Consider the following 16,226-nt stretch of genomic DNA (forward strand, 5'->3'; position numbering starts at 1 on the left):
GGTGGGTAAAAATTGATGATTATTTCTTTTGTAGTTTCTTTACAATGACTCCTTTGTGGGTTTCTAAAGAAAGAAAATACAGTCCAGAGGGTAAGTATTGAAGATCTATAGCTGATGAGCTTTCTAAGACTCCGCTTTGGATTTTTTGCATTTTGGTATTGAAGATTTTATAGTTCAAAATTTCCAATTCACTATCAATAAATACGTATTGATTTGCAGGGTTAGGGTAAATAGTCAGCTGTGGAGTTGGAGGTGTTTCCAATGCTAATACTTCATCCGTTTTATCTCCTACAATATAAAATTCAGCAGCAGCTGTAAATGGTATTTCTGCATTATTTTGTGCTTCAGACAATGCTATAATTCTTAAGTACCTTCCTGCATGTGGTTGGTCAAACACTATTTTCTGAAGCATCTTATAGTTTCCTACCAAAGAATTACCCCAATTTAATGTTCCTTTTGCCACGGCATCACCCCAATCTGATGGCGAATTACTTAAATATATTTCATACTCACCGATGGCACCATTAGGTCCAAACTCATCTTGACGATTGTAATAATGCAACTCCTCAATGGCATATACTGATTTCATATCAATCTGAATTTCATGTGGAATAGCTGCTTTTTGGTCTCTCCATTCCGTATGCCAGAACGTTTCCATATCGTCATCAATCGCATTTTCGGCAATGCCTTTAGTGTCTTCACTGTCTACATAAATGATTTCCCAATCCGTTTTAAATGGATAGTTGTAAGTCCATTCCTCTAAAAACATGGAACCGAATTTTCGAGTATCACTTTTCGCTGAATTAATACCCGTATTGTTGGCCCAATTCAATTCGTTTTCAACCACTAGATTGGTATCTCTATCCAGGGCTGATAATTCAAAACCAATCTTCGCGTTTTCTAAATTAGAAGCATCATCTAAAATGACCATCCATGGAATTTTTGCTTCGAGTACATAGCCATTTGTTGTTTTGACGGTAGCATATTCAAATCCATCAAAGTTGATGTCTTGTTTACCTCCTTCATATTCCTTGTAGCTATTGTCTCCATAAAATAATCGCAAACGTAAATCTCCTTCATCATAAGTACCATTTTCTAAATGCTCATTATCTTGATTAAAATATAATTCAATTGCATCTCCATTTTCTTTTGAAGAGGAAGCATCCACTGCCTGAACATTATCATCAGTAACATGAGCCAGTAAGTAAAGGTGGTCCATGTCGTATGCCATTTTGAAAGTATAAGAAAGGTCGGAAGCTGTGATCGGTTGCTCATTGACTTCATAATTTCCTTTCTTTTGTGCAACATAATCCCAAAGCGTTTCGATTTCCCCGTCTACAGTAATACTTTCGTCCAATTGTTTGATATTGTATTGACGAGAAGAAGCAAATTCTCGGAAGGAAGCATCTTCACATTCCAGTTCCATAGCAGGCGTACCGTTAGCCATTGCCACACTCCCTTTACCTTCTTGGAAGAGAGCTATTCTGTCAATTGGGTGAAATTTGGATCTCCCTGAAACTTTGATTTCATAAACTCCCGGAACATCAAAACGGGCGTAGACATTCATTCCATTTATACCGGCATGCTCACCAAAACAATTCCATGACCATTTATTAAGGTCTTGAATCCACATTTTCATAAAATGATCTGTACTCGGCACTTTCTTGTTGGTACTTGCCTTGATACCATAAAATTCTGCTGCTTCGACCATCAACCAACTATCGTTTTCCTCATCAAACTTAGCAGCGTTTTTACCATTTCTTGACCTCCATTTTACACGATAAGTCCCTGGATTAGTGATTTGAATTTTGTAAGTAATAATACTTTCCTGTACTACAGAACCATAGCTATTTTTTCCCTGATATTCGATATGCCCTTCTCCAAGTGCATCTTCATCAAAAGAATTTGTGACTATCCAATAGTCATTGAGAGTGGTGTTTTCTGCTTCAAACACCACATAACCATCACGCTCAACAAATACGTCTTTTGTACAGTTTTCATGAGCAGTAGCAATGGTGTTCGTTTGAAAAAATAGACAGATAATTAAAAAGAGATTAGTGTTGTGTAAGTATTTCATCATACGTTTTTTGTTTTTTATGCACAGACGTGTGCAACAAAGCGGATGACGGTTCAAACTGCCTTCTTGAGTGTTAAAATGGTAAATTCTGTTTCAATAAAATTAATGCAATACGGTATTTTATTGTTGTTTAATTATGCTTCATTTCATTCCTTTTATAATAATTCACTTCAAGTCAAACAGTTGAAATCATAGTCATTCGCTCAATGAATAATAGTTATTAAAAAGATACTTGATCAATCAAAATTACTATTTAAAACTGCGACGTTAGGCTAATAATTTGACATAAAAAAAGGGGGGAATAATTTTAATTTTTCCAATTCAATTGTAATGTTGAAAAAGATTAAAATTACTCCCCCATTAAATGGTAATTCAAGTATGCAACTGCTTAATTCAGTTCTAGTTCCTTTTCCTTTTTAACAGATTGCTTATAAAGTTGAAGTAAGAATAGGCTAACAATAAGCCCAATAGACATTGCAACCCAAGTGAGGTTAAAGCCCATAAAATCAACAGACTGCATTCCTAAATTATGCCCAATCAGGTGAGCAATAGAGAAGGAAATCGCATATAATGCCATGTAATCTCCTTGATTTTTGCCCAGTGACCTTTGCATTGCTTCGGTGTTTGACAATGGAAACATCAACATTTCCCCAATCGTCAGAAAGATCATCCCAACAACCAATAAACTCACATCAAAACTTGCCATTAACAGTATATAGCTGATGATCACACAACCTACTGCAATCATCATTACATTCATTTTGGAAGCTTTCTTCTGTTTCTCAATCCAATGCATCAATGGCATCTCTAAAAGAAAAATGATCAATCCATTACTTGAAATAATCAAACCAATCGTCGCTTCACTTAGTCCATGTACCTCTTTATAAAAAAGTGGTACAGTACTGAAATATTGAATAAAAACTAGACCAAATAATGTCAACGAAAGTACAAACAAAAGGTACGATTTATCCTTGTAGGGCGATTTTAATACTGATGAATCCTCTTCTTTTTTTTCTTCTTTAGACAATGCATTCATTGGTTTTTTCAACGTCAATATGAAAAAGAGCATTGCCAAAATGCAGCTCAAGCCATCTACCCAAAAAAGAGAAGCATAACCAAATGAAGCAATCAGCATCCCTCCTGTTGCAGGACCAAATGCAAAACCCAAGTTGATTGCCAATCGTACTAATGTGATCGATCTTGTTCTATTTTCTTCATTGCAATAGTTATTGACAGCCACAAAAACAGGCGGTCTTAAAATATCGGACAGTAAAATCACTAAAAAGAAACCCAAAGCGATCTGCATAAATGAGTCTAAATCTTTTAAAATAATTAAGCCAATACCTGATGTCAATAAGCTAAATACGATAACAGGATAAAAACCAATTCGGTCTGTTAGCTTTCCTCCTAACCAAGACCCGACGACTGAACCTACCCCAAAGGCAGTCATAATCCACCCGATCTCATGTAAGGTAAAGCCTTTGCTGTCGGACAAATAAATAGACAAAAAAGGAATTACCATCGCTCCAATTCTATTGATTAGCGATACAATGGAGAGTATCCATATTTCCTTGGGTATACCTCTATAGATATCCCAAAAGGAACCTTTTGGTTGAGTCATTTTTTTGAGCATCTATTTAATTTCGATGGTTGGTTAGTACATTATAAACTAAAAAGGGAGAAAGTCCTCTAACGTAGGTGTTAAACGATAGCGACATTCTTTCTTTAAAAATTAATAGAAATCTACTGATTTCTAATGGCTATAAATATTTGAAGATTTAGAGTTTACAACGTAGTTAGTTATACTATTTTCACACAAAAGTATCTGATTCAAAAGGATTTTGGAAAGTATGGGTAAAGTATTTTAATGCAATACTCAACAAAATTGTCAATCTATAATTAATCTAAAATGGGTACTTCTAGCGTGATATGTGTTCCTTTTCCAACTTGGCTCTCCAAATACCATTTTGCTCCTAATAATTCGGCCCTTTCTTTCATATTGGCTAAGCCGTAAGAGTTAGCATCATAATCAGAAGTCAATAGAGACGCGGTTGAATAATTAAAACCTACTCCATCATCTACTATTTCCATGGTAATAAACTCTGCATCCGACTCTAAAATAACAGAAACATTTTCAGCATGAGCGTGTTTCATCACATTATTGAGGCTTTCTTGAAGTATACGAAACATGCCCATCTCAATATCAATGGATGTTTTTTCTAGCTCGAAATTATCAATAAACTGTATATTCAAGTTGGTGCTCTGCTGAATGGAAAGGACCAAATCTTCGATAGCTGACTTCAATCCGAAATCCTCTAAAACGCTTGGTAGCAATTCTCCACAAATACGACGTGATTCTCCGATAATATTTCGAATCATATTGTCTACATCACTGTTTTCCTCAAAGATTATAGGGTGTTCTTCTTCCAGCATTTCTATTTTCATTCTCAAAGAAGTCAACATCTGACCAATGCCATCATGGATTTCTACAGCCACCCTTTTTCTTTCTTTTTCCTGACCAGCTACCATAGATTGTAATTTCACCTTTTTCAATTCCTTCTGATTTTCTAGTTTTTCTTTCATCAAAAGGTGCAATTCCTGCTCTGTCTTTTTACGTTTTGTAATGTCAATTCCAATCACCAAAAATTGATATAATTGTCCTTTGCTATCAATCATTGGCATCAAAGTCACCTCCAACCAAAAGTCCGTTCCATCAGACGCTTGATCGAAAATCTCACCTTGCCATACTTCATTTCTTCTTATAGGATCCTTGATATGATCATAAATGATATTTTCATTATGCGTTTTGTCATTGTAAAAAAGAGGCCTTCCCAACAGTCCGCTCATTTCATACTTTGTGACATTGCAGTACTTATCGTTGGCATAAATGATATTGCCTTCAGTATCAATTTTCACAAAGTAAGTGGCCTTTTCTAAGGTAAAATTAATATCTCTAAGGCTCTGATGTGACTTCTCCAATACATTGTTTGCTACTTTTATCTCTCTTGCTAATGCTCTTGCATTTTTCTCAGAATCAGTCAGTTCCTCAAATGACAAACGTATTCTTTTTGCTAATGGTCTGAAGATAAAATAGGCTTCTAAAAGTAATAATATGATGACTGATGCGAGAAGGTATAATTCTATTTTTTTGAGAAAAATAACGTTCTTTCTAGAGATTCTATCGTAATCAAAAACGATCATTTCCATTCCTAAAAAGTACGCTTTCTCACTAATTAAGAGTTGATCAATCTGCTCTTCTAAAGCTTTTCGATCTAGTGGTTTCCGATTAGCAGGAGCTGTAATATTGACGATTTCCCAAGCGGCGTCAATCATTTCTTTATAAGGGTTTTCAATGATATTGAAGAGTTCGATCATATCCACATTGTGGTTTTCCGGTATATTTAGAAATTCATTGCCGTGCTGTAAACTCTCATGGGTCTTCTGTAATTGCATCAAAATATTCTGAAAATCCTTGCGGTGTGTCTTGTTGCTTCTCTCACTTTCCAACAGTAAAGCCAAGCGAGTTAAAGACTGAGAATTGGAACGTAGTCTTGTGGCAAAATTGATCAAATGTGTATCATGTAATTGATTGCCCAAATAGCTTTGAATCAAGAGTTGGCTGACGATAGAAATAATGGCTATGACCGATAATGCAATCGCATACATCAGATTGTAATAGCGGATAGTTTGCTTGGTTTGAGTATCATTATTTCTATGCATAATTAATCCTTAATTTTTCAAAATTTACAAGTGCTATTTACAAAAAAAATTACTATTTTGTAGTGTAATTCAATCATTAAATTTGGATATAAATCTCAATTCATTTCAAATACTACAAACAATGACAACAAACTTAAAACTAGGCTCTTATATAGAAATAAAAAATATACAAAACACTTCTAAAGTAACGAGCCACTTCAATCAAAATCCTTTAAAAATACTATTACCAAAAACACATAATAAAGCGGTACATCTGGTGACTACCAACTACGGTGGAGGGATGGTTCAAGGAGATAATATTCAATTTACAATCAACGCCAATAAAGACACCAAAGCATTGCTTACTTCTCAGGCCAATGCCAGAGTTTACAAATCAGAAGATGGACGTTTTTGTAAGATGATTCAGAAAACCAATGTACATGAAAATGCGGAGTTTTATCAATTGAATGATCCGTTGGTATTGCACTCTAATGGAAAATTAAAGCAATTTACTGAATTTGATTTGGGTAAAAACAGTGTTTTGTTCTTTATGGATTGGGTGCAGGCAGGAAGAGTGAGTACAGGCGAAGTTTTCCAATTCCATCATTTTTATTCTGAGATCAATATTAGAAAAGAAGGAAAAAGAGTGGTTGCCGACAAGTTTATGATTTCTCCTGATACGCAAAATTGTACTTCTCCGGCCGTATTCTTCAAGCACACTAATTTTATTAATATCTTTTTGGTGGGTGATGAGAAAAATGAGAAAGTGCAATTGATGGAGGAAAAATTAAGTGCAGTCACCCATCAAACGGTACAAGCGAATATCACTCAGGAACCTGAAGTGTTAGTTTCTTTTGACCGTATTAATAGTGAGGTGATTTTAGTTCGGTTATCAAGTATAAATCATGACAAATTATATGATTTTATACATGAATTCTCTAAAATATTTAAAAATAATTCTCTATTGAATTTTAATCCTTATGATAGGAAATTATAATTCAATTTAAGGGTAAAACTAACACTAATTCAAGTCTCAAAGCTTGAAACAGTGTTAGTTTTACTTTTGAAAAAATATTAGTGTGTATGTGCTTCCTCCAAAGCATGTGCTTTTGCATGGAAAATATGGTCAATCACCTTATCCACATTATAACCATGGTAGGCTTTTGCAAAAATAAACGGTCCGTTTTGACGCATTTTCGTTGCATCTCTTTCCATTACTTTTAAATCTGCGTTGACTAACTCTGCAATATCAATTTTGTTGATGACTAACAAATCCGCTTGTGTGATACCTGGACCACCTTTTCTAGGAATTTTATCACCACCCGATACATCAATCACATAAATCGAGAAGTCTACTAATTCTTTACTGAAGTGCGCCGCTAAGTTGTCTCCACCACTTTCTACAAAAAGGATTTCTGTATCTGGAAATTTCTCCATCAAATCCTCCAATGCATTCATATTAATGGAAATATCTTCACGGATAGCTGCATGAGGACAACCACCTGTTTCCACACCTACAATTTTATCTGCCGGCAATGCTTCATTTCTTGTCAGAAACTCTGCATCTTCTTTGGTGAAAATATCATTGGTCACTACCGCAATATTCGTTTTCTCTTTTAGTCTACGGCACAACTGTAATAAAAGGGCTGTTTTACCCGTACCTACAGGTCCGCCAATACCTACCGTAAATGCTCTTTTTTTATAATTTCGGTCTTCTTTGCTTAACTCTCTATTGGAGAAAAAACCAGGACCGTCGTAATGTTCTTGATGGAATAAGTGAGGTAATGAACACCCAGGAGTGAATGAAATCATAATCTTAATTTTGAAAAAGTTTTGTGTATAAATATTTGTGTGAGAGCTGTGCCATTTCTACAATGTAAGTGCATTTATAGGCTTGTTCTACTGAAGGTATTTGGTCAATAGTAAACGTTTTTTCGAGTTCCTTCAATAGATCGCTCTGCATTTTATGTCCTTGCGATGGACCGAGTGTTCCCAAACGAATGATGGCACTCAATTGATCTCTAGCAATCATAAAAAGATAGAGGATACATACATTTTCTAATGAGTACCCCAATAGCTTGCAGGTATAGCCGAAGATGATCAAGAAATCAGGATCGGCTTCTTTTACTGGCCAAAGGTCTATTGTTTCACCATGCAATTGTTTGATGGCTCTTTTCCAGTTTTTACCCAATACCACCCCTGCCTTTTTGATCGCCGGATTCAACAGCATCACATCATAGCTTTCGCATAAATGCGGTAACTCTTCTGCTTCTGCCTCAAACGCCTCCTTTACAAAAGCCATATCAAACTTGATGATCTGATGGAGGTAATCTTTCAGGTATTGGTTCAACCCTTTTACATCTGAAATGATCCCCGACTTTACGGCGTATTCTAATCCGTTGGAATAAGCATAACCACCAATCGGGAAAGCAGAATCGGCAATATGCAATATTTGATATAATTCAGTATTCATACCATTTTAACAGTGTGATGTCGCATTGAAAATTACTCCTATTTTCTTCTGTCTTCTTCATTTTTTCCATTGATGAAAAAACGAAGCAAAAAAATCTAGGCTGTGAAGTCAAAAGCTAAATTTTATTCCATAAGCCTAAAATCTTCAAAACTCGCTGCACTCAAACAGACGAAGATTTTTTAACGGCTTATTCCACAAAATTCTTAACGCTTTTCCCTTCTATGCCACTAGCTCGAACTTCAATTGAAAACCATTTTTTACTAACCAATCTAAGATTAGACTTATATTAATGCTGTCTTAGAATAGGTTGTACAGTTGTGCCAAAGGAACTTTTGCTACTGGTTCACATGATAAATGCACACCGTCGGCAGTTACTTTATAGCTTTCTGGATCTACGGTGATTTCCGGAAGTGTGCTATTTAGTTTCATATCCTTTTTACCAATATTTCTACAGTTTTTAATACCTACGATTTCTTTTGAGATACCGTATTCTTTTACGTTTTCAATAGAGCTTTTTGAAACAAAAACAGCAGAAGTATGTGGAGCTGCTTTTCCTTTAAAACCAAACATCGGTCTTGAATAAGATGGGCCCGGAGTTGGGATAGAGGCATTCGGATCACCCATTTGTGCTTGTACCACTACACCACCTTTGATGATGATTTCTGGTTTTGCACCAAAGAACTGAGGCTTCCATAATACAATATCCGCCATTTTCCCTACTTCAATCGAACCAGTCACATGTGAAAAACCGTGAGCGATGGCTGGATTGATGGTATATTTTGCCACGTAGCGTTTTACTCTGTGGTTGTCATTTCCTGATTGATCTTCCTCCAAGAAGCCTCTTTGCTCCTTCATTTTCGCCGCCGTTTGCCAAGTTCTTGTGATCACTTCTCCTACACGTCCCATAGCTTGAGAATCAGAAGCGATAATGGATAAAGCACCCATATCATGCAAAATATCTTCGGCAGCAATAGTTTCCTGACGGATCCTTGATTCTGCAAAAGCAACGTCTTCAGGAATATTTTTATCTAAGTGATGGCACACCATCAACATGTCCAAGTGCTCATCAATCGTATTGACTGTAAAGGGTCTTGTGGGATTGGTAGAAGATGGAATTACGTTCGGATCACCGCATAACATGATGATATCTGGTGCGTGACCTCCACCTGCACCTTCGGTGTGATAGGTATGAATAGTTCTATTTTTCAAAGCGGCTTTTGAAGCTTCTACAAAACCACTTTCATTTAAAGTATCGGTATGAATACAGATTTGAACATCCATTTTATCTGCCACACTCAAACAGTTGTCAATTGCCGCTGGAGTGGATCCCCAATCTTCATGTAATTTCAAACCGCAAGCCCCCGCTTCTATTTGCTCTTCTAATGCTTCGGGGTGCGATGTGTTTCCTTTTCCTAAGAAACCAAAGTTCATCGGATAATCATCTGTGGCTTGCAACATCATACGGATGGCAAATTTTCCCGGAGTACAAGTGGTCGCATTGGAATTGGTTGTTGGTCCTGTTCCGCCTCCTAAGAAAGTAGTAACACCTGAAGCCAATGCTTCATCGATCTGTTGCGGACAGATATAATGAATGTGTGAATCAATTCCTCCTGCAGTGATAATTGCCCCTTCTCCTGCTACTACATCGGTACTCGCTCCTACAATCATATCAGGGTGAACACCGGGCATAATATGCGGATTTCCTGCTTTACCAATGGTATGAATTTTACCGTCTTTTATACCAATATCTGCTTTAATAATACCTGTGTAATCGACAATCAGAGCATTGGTAATTACCATATCCAATACATCTTTTCGGCGTAACCCTGAAGCTTGCCCCATGCCGTCTCTTAATACTTTCCCTCCTCCAAACTTGCATTCTTCACCATAAACGGTGTAATCTTTTTCTACTTCAATACAAAGGTTTGTATCGCCTAAATATAATTTATCGCCAGTAGTGATGCCGTACATATCGGCATACGCCTGTCTGCTAATTTCTTTTGCCATAATCGTTTTTGTTAATTGATCGAATTGAAAGCTGTTGGGAAAACTAAACCGTTTTGGCTAGTTTTTCTTTTATTTCCTCTTCCGTCACCTGATCTACAGGACCGTTTACGATGTTGTTTCCTCCGTAAATGATCTTTTGACCGGCAATCTCTACCAACTCTACTTTTTTATTTTCTCCTGGTTCAAAACGGATAGCAGTACCTGCAGGAATATTGAGTCGGTAGCCAAGAGAGGCCATTCGATCAAAGGACAATTGAATATTGGTATCAATAAAGTTGTAATGAGAACCAACCTGTACGGGGCGATCTCCCATATTGGTCACGTCTAATGTGATGGTTTTTCTGTTCTCATTGAGAATAATGACTCCTTCACCCAGTTCCTTTTTACCCGGTAAAGGATTGGATACATTATCCATTTCAATTTTTGTTTTCGATTTTGTCAGACCAGAACCATATAAAGCCCAATCGTTGTCAAGGTTTTCGTCGCAGATAGGTGAATGCACTGTAACGAGTTTGGTACCGTCCATAAAAGTACCTTCAATCTGTACTTCATGGAGCATTTTTTCTACACCGGGCATTACATCGTCAATGCCTAGTATTTTCTTTCCTCTATCCATTAATTCTGCTACGGAAGCACCTTCACGGATAAACTCCAATAGTTGAGTGGAGATGAGAGCGACTGATTCGGGGTAGTTGAGTAATACACCTCTAGCGTAGCGTTTTTGTGCTACTACACCAGCATTGTGCAACATCAATTTGTCTATTTCTTTCGGACTTAGATGCATGTTAGTAGTTTTAGCTTATTGAAAATTGTCTAAACTGATAAGTGCTTACGAATTCTATCGGCGTCAATAGTACTTGCTTCCATTTGTTCGATGACCTTACCTCTATCCATAATATAGAAGTAATCAGAAATTCGTAATGCGAAATCTAGTTTTTGCTCTACTAAAACTACAGAAATTCCTTTTTCCAATGCAAGTTTTTTCAAAATATCTCCTATATCCTGCGTAATTGAAGGCTGAATTCCTTCTGTAGGCTCATCTAAAAGCAACATACTTGGCCTTCCACACAATGCTCTTGCTATGGCTAACTGCTGTTGTTGTCCACCACTTAAGTTTCCTCCTGGGCGGTTTCTAAAATCTTTTAAAATGGGAAATAGCTCGTAGATTTCATCCTCTGGAATTTTCGCTTTTCTATCTGTACACGCATCCAAACCAATCAGAAGGTTTTCATAAACGGTTAATTTCGGGATGATTTCTCTCCCTTGAGGCACATAGCCAATTCCTGCTTTTGCTCTTTTGTGTGGAGGAAGTTTTGAAATGTCTTTTCCTTCAAATTCTATGGCTCCACTTTGTACATTAAGCAATCCCATTATGGTTTTTAAAGTAGTCGTTTTCCCAACTCCGTTTCTTCCCATGATGGTTGTTACTTTTCCTTTTTTGGCTTCTAATTCTGTTCCCCAAAGCACTTGGCTTTCCCCATAAGAAGTTTCCAAGGCACTGACTTTTAAATGTGTTTCGAGTTCATTCCAAGAGGACGTGATTTTATTTTCTGTGGCTACGAGTTCCATTTTATTTCGAGATTAAGTGAGTCTTTTGATATAGAAATCAGGAGATTTCTATTGATCTGCAAGGCACGAATGACGCTATCGCTTAACATTCGCGCCAGTGGAGCTACTACTTTCTAAATTAAGGTAGAACTCCCACCGGCCTTGAAGGGAAAAGCGTTAAGAATTACATGAAGAGAGCCGTTAAGAATGATTTTGCTGTTTGAGCGCAGCGAGTTTAAAATCATTTAGGCGAAAGAAATGTAATTTAGCTTTTGACTTCAAAGCCTTGAATTTTTTGCTTCGTTTTTGTTTCAAGACAAAAATGAAGAAGAAGGAAGCTTGAAAGTAGAGTCTTCAATGATTTCCTAACGGTCTGTCAAGCGTTGACAAAACGTATTAAACATACTATGCTGAACGTTGGGTCTGAGCCGAATCAGGTGCTCCCAAATAGCAATCAATAACCTGTTGATCATTTTTGACTTCCTGAAAAGTACCTTGTGTCAAAATCGATCCTCGTACCAAAACGCTTACTTGATCAATAGCGATTTGCTCTACAAATTTCATATCGTGCTCAATCACAATAACACTATGAGAATTACTCAGCTCACACAACAGATTGCCTGTTTTTTCTGCTTCGGAGTCTGACATTCCTGCCGCAGGTTCATCAATCAACATCAATTCTGGATCTTGGAGTAAGACAATTGCTATTTCCAGCCACTGCTTTTTACCATGCGATAAAGAACCGGCTATTTTATCTAAATCATCCTGCAAACCTACTTTCAAAGCGATTTCATGGATTTTTTCTAAGTGTTCTTTTTTTGTTTTGTAAAAGAAAGTGGAAATGATATCCTTTTTGACTTTCAAGCCTAAAAGCATATTATCAAAAACCGACAAGCCTGTAAAGACTGTTGGTTTCTGAAACTTTCTCCCCACTCCCATTTCCGTAATTTTCACTTCGCTCATACCAATCAATTCTTCTCCTTTGAACAAGATTGACCCTTCATCCGGTTTTGTCTTTCCACAAATTATATCCATAAAAGTAGATTTCCCTGCCCCATTAGGGCCGATCACTACTCTCAATTCGTTTTCTTTTAAATCAAACTGATCCAATTTCAAAGCCTGTACTCCTCCAAAAGCCACGCTTAAGTTTTTTACTGATAACATCGTTTTTTATTTAGTTAAGTACTTGATAAAAATACCGTACACCATGACTGAAGTCATGGGCAAGTAATACTGACTCCAACAACACTAAAGTGATGTTTCCGTTTTGAACCTTCAAGACTTTAGTCTTGAAGGTTAAGGTATCACCTGCCCATAGTTTTAACTATGGTGCACGCAACACATTTCCTTCAAGTGCTTAGGCTGAAACATTTATTACTTCATTCTCTGCTTCTTTATTATTTTTATCGGAGGCAAAAAATGTCTTTATATAGGCTTGAATTTGCTGGAATAAGCCGATCATTCCTTTATCTAAATACAGTACCGTAATCACGAACAAGCCTCCCAAAACATATAGCCATCCTCCTGGTAAGATGGAAGTGAAAATACTGTAAAGTAAGTTGACTACGATGGCTCCTAACACGGCTCCTTTCAAGTTTCCTCTTCCACCCAAGGCTACCCAAACGATCATTTCGATGGAAGCCTGTACATCCATTCTTCCCGGTGTGATGATGCCGGTTTGTGGTAAATAAAGCATACCACCAATGGCTGCGATCACTGACCCGATCATAAAAATGGTAATCTTATACGCTGATACGCCATAACCTGTAAATCGCATTCTTGATTCACTGTCTCTGATGGCGACCAAACCTTTTCCGAATTTAGATTTTGTCAAGAAAGAAGAGTAGATATATATCAAACACAAAACGATAAAACTGATGAAGTATAGACCTAGTTTTGTGGATGTTTCTCTAAGGTCAAATCCTAATAAATATTTGAAGTCTGTTAAGCCGTTTGTCCCTCCCAACATGGTTTCATTTCTTGAGAATAAAAGGAACATAGCCAAGGCTAATGCTTGTGTAATGATGGCAAAATAAACGCCTTGAATACGGCTTCTGAAAACGAAAAAACCGAAGATCAAGGAAAACAATGCCGGCACTAATAATGAAAGTATAAAGGCTAATGGAAAAGAGGAGAATGGAGCCCAGAAAGTGGGCAGTTCAGTGACCTGATTCCATTCCATAAATGCCGGCAATTGATGTCCTTCGGGTAAATTGGAAAGGGTCATGTACATACCGATTCCATAGGCACCCAAACAAAAGAAGAAGGCTTGCGTCATACTTAGCACCCCCGTATATCCCCAAATCAAGTCGATTCCAATGGCGGCTATGGCAAAGCAAAAATAGCGACCCCACAAGGTCATGGTATTCGTTTCAACAAACCCTAAGAGATTGCCCAAGGGCATAAGTATTAGAAACAAGCCTATGAAGACTAAATGATATTTTTTCTGAATTAATGTTTTCATGATTTCAATTTCTTTGATTAGGTAATGGAATGGAGCATGAAGAGGTAGTTCGTAGTGTAGAAAGTTTATTTGAGAATTTCTTACCTTTTAACTCTTACCTCTTCCCTCTAAATTCTTCCCTCAAATCTATTCTTCAGACAATCTTCCTTTATCAGGGAATAGTCCTTTAGGTTTGAACTGTAAGAAGAAGATGATAATGGCGAGCATTATTACTTTGCCGTACACTGCTTCGTAAAAGGATTCAAAGATTTTGGACAATACGCCCACACCCATTGCCGAAGCAATAATTCCTACAAGTTTCCCTACTCCACCTACAACCACAATCAAGAAAGAATCTACGATATAAGTCTTTCCCATATTCGGTACTACATTACCGATCAACGTCATGGCACAACCAGCAATTCCTGCTAAACCAGAACCTAAAAAGAAAGTCATGGCGTCAATTCTTTTCGTGGAAATTCCTAGACAAGCACTCATATTTCTGTTTTGAGTTACAGCTCTGATTTTCACACCTAGTCTTGACTTAAAGAAAACGATATAGGTCAGCACACCCATAAACACCGTCAAACCAATAATGAACAATCTATTGAAAGGTAAAATCAAACCATCCATCACTTCTATGCCTCCTGATAGTAATTCTGGTGATTTTACGGCGGTGATGTCGCCGAAAATACTTCTACAAATCTGGATCATAATCAAACTCAACCCCCACGTTCCTAAAAGGCTTTCCAACGGTTTGTTATAAAGGTGACGAATGATTAACCTTTCTATTAAAAGTCCAATCAAACCTGCCGTGATAAATGATAATGGCAATGAAACCCAGAAATAACCTTCAAACCATGAAGCGGGTAAATAGGCAATAAAGCACTGCTGAATAACGTATGTTGTATATGCACCGATCATTAAGAACTCACCGTGACTCATATTGATCACACCTGCCAATCCATAAATAATTCCTAGCCCTAAGGCCACCAACAATAAAATACTTCCTAAAGAAATACCACTGAAAAGGTTTTGGGCTGTATTGATAAATCTTTCGTGAGCTTGAATATCACTGATCAGTTCACTTGCGAGAATGTAAGACTGATCTTGTGGTGCATTTTCTTTTTTCTTTAAATATTGTTCCAAAGGATCTAACATTTGATCCGATGCTCCTTCCCCTAGCTTGGCCAAAGCATTCATCTCCAACTGCTCATCTCCACTTAAAAGCCAAATGGTATAAATGGCTTCATATCCTGCTGTTTTGACTTTTTCATCACTTTCTGTTTTTAATTGTTCCGTCAGAAAGGCCACATCCTCTAAAGTACCTGACTGCTTAAAGCGTTGGTAAGCATTGAGCTTGCTTTGAGCAACAGGCGTGTACAATTGGGTATATTTTGATAAAGGACGAAACTTTAGAATATATTTTCTAGAGAGTTTCAATGGTACTATTCCTACCACATCATTCCCTGCCTCTTTAAATTCCGGATATACTTCATAGTATGATTTTATACCTGGAAACAGGGTGTATGCTTTCGTTCCTTTTACATAAAGTCTTTTTTCTAAAATAGCACCAATGAGTGCGTAGGTATGGGGTGTTTTAGTTTCTACTAAGAAGTTAACGACGCTGTCTAACTCCGTTTTATTATTGGATAATAGGGTTTGTACACTGTTTTCTACTGTTTTTTCAAAAGAAAAGGCAGTAAAGGAGAGGGTTCCCAAAATCAAGGTTAGGAACAGGAGTTTTGATTTTAACATCAGAAAAATATTAAGTGATAGAAATGCGGGATGTGAGTTTGAATACATAATTGAAGTGGGAGCGGTCATAGGCTTTACGATCACCTATGACCCAGAACTATTGACCACAGTTCTACTCACTTAAACACTTCAATTTTAAATACAATAAAGAAGTAATGAGGATTTGGGAGTGGAATGTTAGGCATTGTAATACAATTTCCACATCTTCCACTATAAGAACT

Annotated in this window: 12 protein-coding genes; 1 reads left to right on the forward strand and 11 read right to left on the reverse strand. The window is 37.0% G+C overall.

Annotation, left to right across the window (positions count from 1 at the left end):
• Positions 1 to 19: 19 nt before the first annotated feature.
• The 3 genes from IC221_RS01380 to IC221_RS01390 all read right to left on the reverse strand — a co-directional run bounded on the left by IC221_RS01380 (position 20) and on the right by IC221_RS01390 (position 5,797).
• Positions 20 to 2,080, reverse strand: a complete 2,061-nt coding sequence (locus IC221_RS01380) for a sugar-binding protein (RefSeq protein ID WP_188167262.1) — start codon at positions 2,078 to 2,080, stop codon at positions 20 to 22.
• 385 nt (positions 2,081 to 2,465) lie between these two features.
• Complete coding sequence (locus tag IC221_RS01385; RefSeq protein WP_188167263.1) at positions 2,466 to 3,698, reverse strand: MFS transporter; 1,233 nt, start codon at positions 3,696 to 3,698, stop codon at positions 2,466 to 2,468.
• A 278-nt stretch (positions 3,699 to 3,976) separates the two neighbouring features.
• Complete coding sequence (locus tag IC221_RS01390) at positions 3,977 to 5,797, reverse strand: PAS domain-containing sensor histidine kinase (RefSeq protein WP_188167264.1); 1,821 nt, start codon at positions 5,795 to 5,797, stop codon at positions 3,977 to 3,979.
• Positions 5,798 to 5,918: 121 nt separating this feature from the next.
• On the opposite strand from IC221_RS01390, the gene IC221_RS01395 reads away from it, so the two are divergent.
• Positions 5,919 to 6,773, forward strand: coding sequence for an urease accessory protein UreD (locus tag IC221_RS01395; RefSeq protein ID WP_188167265.1), 855 nt, complete (start codon positions 5,919 to 5,921; stop codon positions 6,771 to 6,773).
• A gap of 77 nt (positions 6,774 to 6,850) precedes the next feature.
• Here the strand turns inward: IC221_RS01395 and ureG are convergent, their stop codons facing one another.
• The 8 genes from ureG to urtB all read right to left on the reverse strand — a co-directional run bounded on the left by ureG (position 6,851) and on the right by urtB (position 16,005).
• Positions 6,851 to 7,588 carry an urease accessory protein UreG gene (gene ureG, locus IC221_RS01400; protein ID WP_044212651.1) on the reverse strand — a complete coding sequence of 246 codons (738 nt, stop codon included), beginning with the start codon at positions 7,586 to 7,588 and terminating at the stop codon, positions 6,851 to 6,853.
• A 4-nt stretch (positions 7,589 to 7,592) separates the two neighbouring features.
• Positions 7,593 to 8,249 (reverse strand): urease accessory protein UreF, encoded by a 657-nt coding sequence (locus tag IC221_RS01405; RefSeq protein WP_188167266.1) that lies wholly within the window; start codon positions 8,247 to 8,249, stop codon positions 7,593 to 7,595.
• Positions 8,250 to 8,546: 297 nt separating this feature from the next.
• Complete coding sequence (gene ureC / locus IC221_RS01410) at positions 8,547 to 10,256, reverse strand: urease subunit alpha (RefSeq protein ID WP_188167267.1); 1,710 nt, start codon at positions 10,254 to 10,256, stop codon at positions 8,547 to 8,549.
• A 43-nt stretch (positions 10,257 to 10,299) separates the two neighbouring features.
• Positions 10,300 to 11,040, reverse strand: a complete 741-nt coding sequence (gene ureA, locus IC221_RS01415) for an urease subunit gamma (protein WP_188167268.1) — start codon at positions 11,038 to 11,040, stop codon at positions 10,300 to 10,302.
• Positions 11,041 to 11,069: 29 nt separating this feature from the next.
• A complete protein-coding gene (urtE, locus tag IC221_RS01420; protein WP_188167269.1) occupies positions 11,070 to 11,825 on the reverse strand; it encodes an urea ABC transporter ATP-binding subunit UrtE in 756 nt (251 codons plus the stop codon).
• A gap of 384 nt (positions 11,826 to 12,209) precedes the next feature.
• A complete protein-coding gene (gene urtD / locus IC221_RS01425; protein ID WP_188167270.1) occupies positions 12,210 to 12,968 on the reverse strand; it encodes an urea ABC transporter ATP-binding protein UrtD in 759 nt (252 codons plus the stop codon).
• Positions 12,969 to 13,161: 193 nt separating this feature from the next.
• Positions 13,162 to 14,268, reverse strand: coding sequence for an urea ABC transporter permease subunit UrtC (gene urtC / locus IC221_RS01430; protein WP_188167271.1), 1,107 nt, complete (start codon positions 14,266 to 14,268; stop codon positions 13,162 to 13,164).
• 126 nt (positions 14,269 to 14,394) lie between these two features.
• Positions 14,395 to 16,005 carry an urea ABC transporter permease subunit UrtB gene (gene urtB, locus IC221_RS29465; protein WP_223241260.1) on the reverse strand — a complete coding sequence of 537 codons (1,611 nt, stop codon included), beginning with the start codon at positions 16,003 to 16,005 and terminating at the stop codon, positions 14,395 to 14,397.
• Between the last annotated feature and the right edge of the window lie 221 nt (positions 16,006 to 16,226).

It is taken from the genome of Flammeovirga sp. EKP202, from assembly GCF_014534745.1.
Classification (GTDB): domain Bacteria; phylum Bacteroidota; class Bacteroidia; order Cytophagales; family Flammeovirgaceae; genus Flammeovirga.

What these genes read in the sequence shown, in the direction of transcription:
- IC221_RS01395 (WP_188167265.1), top strand. Translation starts at nt 5,919, where the DNA reads ATGACAACAAACTTAAAACTAGGCTCTTATATAGAAATAAAAAATATA.
- urtE (WP_188167269.1), bottom strand. Translation starts at nt 11,825, where the DNA reads ATGGAACTCGTAGCCACAGAAAATAAAATCACGTCCTCTTGGAATGAA.
- ureG (WP_044212651.1), bottom strand. Translation starts at nt 7,588, where the DNA reads ATGATTTCATTCACTCCTGGGTGTTCATTACCTCACTTATTCCATCAA.
- IC221_RS01385 (WP_188167263.1), bottom strand. Translation starts at nt 3,698, where the DNA reads ATGACTCAACCAAAAGGTTCCTTTTGGGATATCTATAGAGGTATACCC.
- IC221_RS01380 (WP_188167262.1), bottom strand. Translation starts at nt 2,080, where the DNA reads ATGATGAAATACTTACACAACACTAATCTCTTTTTAATTATCTGTCTA.
- urtD (WP_188167270.1), bottom strand. Translation starts at nt 12,968, where the DNA reads ATGTTATCAGTAAAAAACTTAAGCGTGGCTTTTGGAGGAGTACAGGCT.
- urtC (WP_188167271.1), bottom strand. Translation starts at nt 14,268, where the DNA reads ATGAAAACATTAATTCAGAAAAAATATCATTTAGTCTTCATAGGCTTG.
- IC221_RS01390 (WP_188167264.1), bottom strand. Translation starts at nt 5,797, where the DNA reads ATGCATAGAAATAATGATACTCAAACCAAGCAAACTATCCGCTATTAC.
- ureC (WP_188167267.1), bottom strand. Translation starts at nt 10,256, where the DNA reads ATGGCAAAAGAAATTAGCAGACAGGCGTATGCCGATATGTACGGCATC.
- ureA (WP_188167268.1), bottom strand. Translation starts at nt 11,040, where the DNA reads ATGCATCTAAGTCCGAAAGAAATAGACAAATTGATGTTGCACAATGCT.
- IC221_RS01405 (WP_188167266.1), bottom strand. Translation starts at nt 8,249, where the DNA reads ATGAATACTGAATTATATCAAATATTGCATATTGCCGATTCTGCTTTC.
- urtB (WP_223241260.1), bottom strand. Translation starts at nt 16,005, where the DNA reads ATGTTAAAATCAAAACTCCTGTTCCTAACCTTGATTTTGGGAACCCTC.